The organism is Amycolatopsis sp. NPDC059027, assembly GCF_042739735.1.
Lineage (GTDB): Bacteria > Actinomycetota > Actinomycetes > Mycobacteriales > Pseudonocardiaceae > Amycolatopsis.
In genome coordinates this window covers 21,293-25,414 of sequence record NZ_JBHYIK010000007.1, presented here as the reverse complement: position 1 = coordinate 25,414, position 4,122 = coordinate 21,293, and the positions used below count along the sequence as shown (strand labels likewise).

The following is a 4,122-nucleotide window of genomic DNA, read 5'->3' as shown; positions in this document are numbered from 1 at the left end:
CGTACGCGGCGAGCCCGCGCTCGGCGAGCCGGTCGAGCTGGGCACGCAGGATCTGCCGCGGCGACACCGTGACCCGCCCCCCCAGCCCCCCGTCCACGGGCGGGCGCCCCCCCCCCGGGCCCGGGGCAGGCGGCTTGGGGTCGACGTCGGGTCTGTCCGAGTGGGAGTCGCGCTGAGCGATCCCGCCCCCATCCTCGCGAGCCCGCTCGTTACCCTGTCCCGCGATGCGAACGACGACAGTGATCTGGACCAGCTCGCCGCCCTCGTCACCGAGCACGAGGTCGTCGAGGTGATCGTGGGCCTGCCCAGGACGCTGGCCAACCGGCACGGTTCGGCCGCCGCCATCGCACTCGGCTACGCCGACGCGCTCGCCGGGCGGATCGCGCCCGTTCCCGTGCGGCTCGCCGACGAGCGACTGACGACGGTCACGGCGACGCGTATCCTGGCGGCGCGTGGGGTGAAGGGGCGTAAGCAGCGTGCGGTGGTCGACCAGGCCGCCGCCGTGGAAATCCTGCAGGCGTGGCTCGACGCCGCCGCCGCACAGCACGCTCGGGAGGGCGATTCATGACCGAGCCGCCCGGTGGTTCCGAACGCAGGGGAGGACGTCGACGGCTGCGCGAATCCGCGCCCGACACGCCCCCGCACCGGAACCCCGAACCCCGGCCCGCGCCGGGGCGATCCGCACCACGGCCCGCGAGGTCCACTCAACCGGGTGAAATGCCGCCCCGGCATCACCGGCGTGCCCTGCCCCCGGAGGAGCAGCCCGGGTTCGACGAGCCTCCGCCGCGTCGCCGGGCCGTCCCTCCGCCGCCGGGTGCCCCGGTGGAGCCCCGGCCCGCCGGACGGCGCCGCCGGGCCGAACCGGAGGATTTCGCGCCCCCTGCGGACGAGTACCCGGCACCCGCCGACGACGGTTACGGCCGCCGCGCCGTCCGCTCCCGGTATCGCGACGAGCCGGACGAGCCACCGCCACCCCGGGCCCGGCCGCGGCGCGCGGCCGAAGAGCCCGGACGTCCGCCGCGCCGGATGCCCCCGCCCGAGCGGGCCGCGGGTCCGCCCGATCGGCCGGTGGGCCCGCCTGACCGGCCTGCCGGTCCGCCCGACCGGGACGCCGACCTGCCCGCCGAACCACCGCCCCGGATGCCGCCCGAGCGGCCCCGTCGCCCCCGGCCGGTGCGGGACGAGCGGCCCACCGACATCATCCCGTTCGTGCCGGATGAGCCCGAACCGCCGAAACGCGGGTCGCGGCGGGAGCCGGAGCCCGAGGAAGCGCCCGCCGAAGACGAGTTCTTCGACGAGTACGGGTACGACGAGGAGTACGACCCGGAGTACGACGGCGAATACGCCGAATACGAAGACGGTGAGTACGAGGACGAGGAGCCGAAGCCGAAGAAGCGTCGTCGCAAGCGGGCTTTCGGCTGGATCGCCGCCATCGCCGTGCTCGTGGCGCTCGGCGGCGGTGCCTGGTACGGCTACCAGGCCCTGTTCGGCTACGAGGACTTCGAGGGCTCCGGCACCGGTGACGTCCTCGTCCAGGTCGAGGACGGCGATTCGACCTCGGCGATCGGCGCCCGGCTCGCCGACGCGGGCGTCGTCGCGAGCGGGCGGGCGTTCGTCAAGGCCGGCAAGGACAATCAGGCGCTGGCCAAGATCCAGCACGGCTACTACGTGCTGAAACAGCACATGTCCGGGACGAGCGCGGTCGACATGATCGTGTCCCCGCAGGCGCGCGTCGGCGAGCTGGAACTCAAGCCCTACACCCAGTTCGACGACATCACGCAGCCCGACGGCAAGGTCACCCCCGGGGTGTTTTCCTTGCTGTCCAAGGCTTCCTGCGCGAACCTCAACGGCAAGAGCACCTGCATCAGCACCGACGAACTGCGCAAGACGGTCGCGAACGCCGACCTGAAGGCGCTGGGCGTGCCGGACTGGGCGGTGGAACCCGCGTCGAAGGCCGAGAACAAGGACAAGCGGCTGGAGGGGCTCATCGCCCCCGGCGTGTACGACGTCAAGCCCGGCTCGTCCGCACTCGACATCCTCACGAAGCTGGTCAAGGACTCGGCGGCGTCGATCGCCGACGCGGGGCTGACAGCCCAGCATGCCGGGCCCGGCAGGACCCCGTACGAGACGCTGATCATCGCGTCGATCATCGAGCGCGAGGCGGTCACCTCCGACTTCGGCAAGATCTCCCGTGTCATCTACAACCGGCTCGGGAAGAACATGAAGCTGGAGATGGACTCGACGATCAACTACCCGCTCGACAAGCCGACCCTGTTGACCAGCGACGCGGACCGGGCCAGGCCGGGCCCGTACAACTCCTATCTCAACACCGGGCTGCCGCCGACGCCGATCGCGGTGTCCAGCAAGGACGCCATCCAGGCGGCGTTGACCCCGCCGCCCGGCGACTGGCTTTTCTTCGTCAAGTGCGAGAAGAACGGCCAGTCCTGTTTCGCGGTGACCAACCAGGAGCACGACAAGAACAAGCACGACGCGCAGGCCCGCGGTGTCTACTGATCCCGGGCCGCGCAAGGCGGCGGTGCTGGGCAGGCCGATCGAGCACTCGCTGTCGCCGGTGCTGCACGGCGCCGCGTTCCGCGCGCTCGGGCTCGACGGCTGGACCTACGAGCGGATCGAGGCCGGCGCTTCGGACCTCCCTGGCCTCGTCGACGGCCTCGGCCCGGAATGGGCCGGGCTGTCGGTCACCATGCCGGGCAAACGCGCGGCGCTCGACCACGCGGACGAGGTGACCCCGCGCGCGGCGGCTGTCGGCGCGGCCAACACCCTGGTGCGCCGCGCCGAAGGCGGCTGGCGCGCTGACTGCACCGATGTCGAAGGCGTGACCGGCGCGCTGCGGGCCGCGGGCGGGTACACGCCGTCAACCGGGGACGTCGCCGTCGTGCTCGGCGCGGGCGGCACCGCGGCGGCGGCGGTCGTCGGGCTGGCGGATCTCGGCGTCCGCCAGGTCCGGCTCGTCGTCCGGGAACCCGCGCGGGCCGGGGAGACCCTCGACGCGGCGAAGCGGGCCGCACTGGACGTCGAAGTCCTGCGATGGTCCGAAGTGGACTTCGCGGAGCTGACCGCGGCGGCGGTGCTGGTGAACACCGTCCCGCCGGACGCCGTGCTGCCCCACGTCGAGCAGCTCGCGGGCATCGGCCGCGTCCTCGACGTCATCTACCACCCCTGGCCGACGCCGCTCGCCGAAGCCGTCACCGCCCGCGGCGGACGGCTCGCGACCGGGCTGGACATGCTGCTGCACCAGGCTTTCGGCCAGGCCGAGCAGTTCACCGGCCTGCCCGCGCCCCGGGAAGCCATGCGGGACGCCCTGCGCGTGGCGACCGGGAACATCCTTCCGCTGCCGCTCTCCTGAAGTTTCCTCCCGCAAGATCGGCCGCCTGATATTCTGGCCGACTGCCTTGTACCTGTTCTTGGGGAAGGACACTGAGGGGAAATGCCCAAACCGGACAGCTCCGACTACACCGAAGACGACATCGCGTCCGCTTGGGTGGGGACGCCACCCGTCTTGAATTCGCAGGTCACCCTGGCCGAATACGACCCGGAATGGCCGAAGCTCTACGAGCGCGAGGCCGAGCGCATCCGCGCCGCGCTGGGCGATCGGATCCTCGTGCTCGAACACGTCGGCTCGACCTCGGTGCCCGGCCTGTGCGCCAAGCCGATCATCGACATCCTGCTCGAAGTCCCGGACTCCGACGACGAGGACGCGTACGTTCCCGCGCTGGAGGCCGCGGGCTACCGGTTGAACATCCGTGAGCCGGACTGGGAGAAACACCGCTGCTTCAAAGGGCCGGACACCAACGTCAACCTGCATGTCTACTCGCCGGGCAACGGTCAGACCGAGCGCTACCGGCTGTTCCGCGAACGTCTGCGCGCCCATCCCGAGGAGCGGGCGCTCTACGAACGCACGAAGCGGGAACTGGCCGCGCGGAACTGGCAGTACATCCAGAACTACGCCGACGCGAAGACCCCGGTGATCGACGAGATCATCGAACGCGCCCGCGCCGCGCGGTAGTGTTCCCGGCGTGAGCTGAAGGGGGGGGGGGGGGGGGGGGGCTGGCTCGCGGTCAGACTCAGACTGACCCCCGCGCGGCGCACCACACACAAGCG

The 4,122-nt window shown here is 71.9% G+C and carries 3 protein-coding genes and 1 pseudogene; all 4 read left to right on the top strand.

What is annotated here, in order from left to right:
- Nucleotides 1-160 precede the first annotated feature (160 nt).
- The gene (ruvX, locus tag ACFWY9_RS06825; protein WP_378338357.1) at nt 161-568 is read left to right on the top strand and encodes a Holliday junction resolvase RuvX; all 408 of its coding nucleotides are present in this window, start codon (nt 161-163) and stop codon (nt 566-568) included.
- 254 nt (nt 569-822) lie between these two features.
- Nucleotides 823-2,514 (top strand): endolytic transglycosylase MltG, encoded by a 1,692-nt coding sequence (mltG, locus tag ACFWY9_RS06820; protein WP_378338356.1) that lies wholly within the window; start codon nt 823-825, stop codon nt 2,512-2,514.
- Nucleotides 2,504-3,367 carry a shikimate dehydrogenase gene (locus tag ACFWY9_RS06815; RefSeq protein ID WP_378338355.1) on the top strand — a complete coding sequence of 288 codons (864 nt, stop codon included), beginning with the start codon at nt 2,504-2,506 and terminating at the stop codon, nt 3,365-3,367. The genes mltG and ACFWY9_RS06815 overlap by 11 nt, the downstream gene beginning before the upstream one ends.
- 81 nt (nt 3,368-3,448) lie before the next feature.
- Nucleotides 3,449-4,024: pseudogene (locus ACFWY9_RS06810) on the top strand (GrpB family protein); the annotation flags it as partial.
- Between the last annotated feature and the right edge of the window lie 98 nt (nt 4,025-4,122).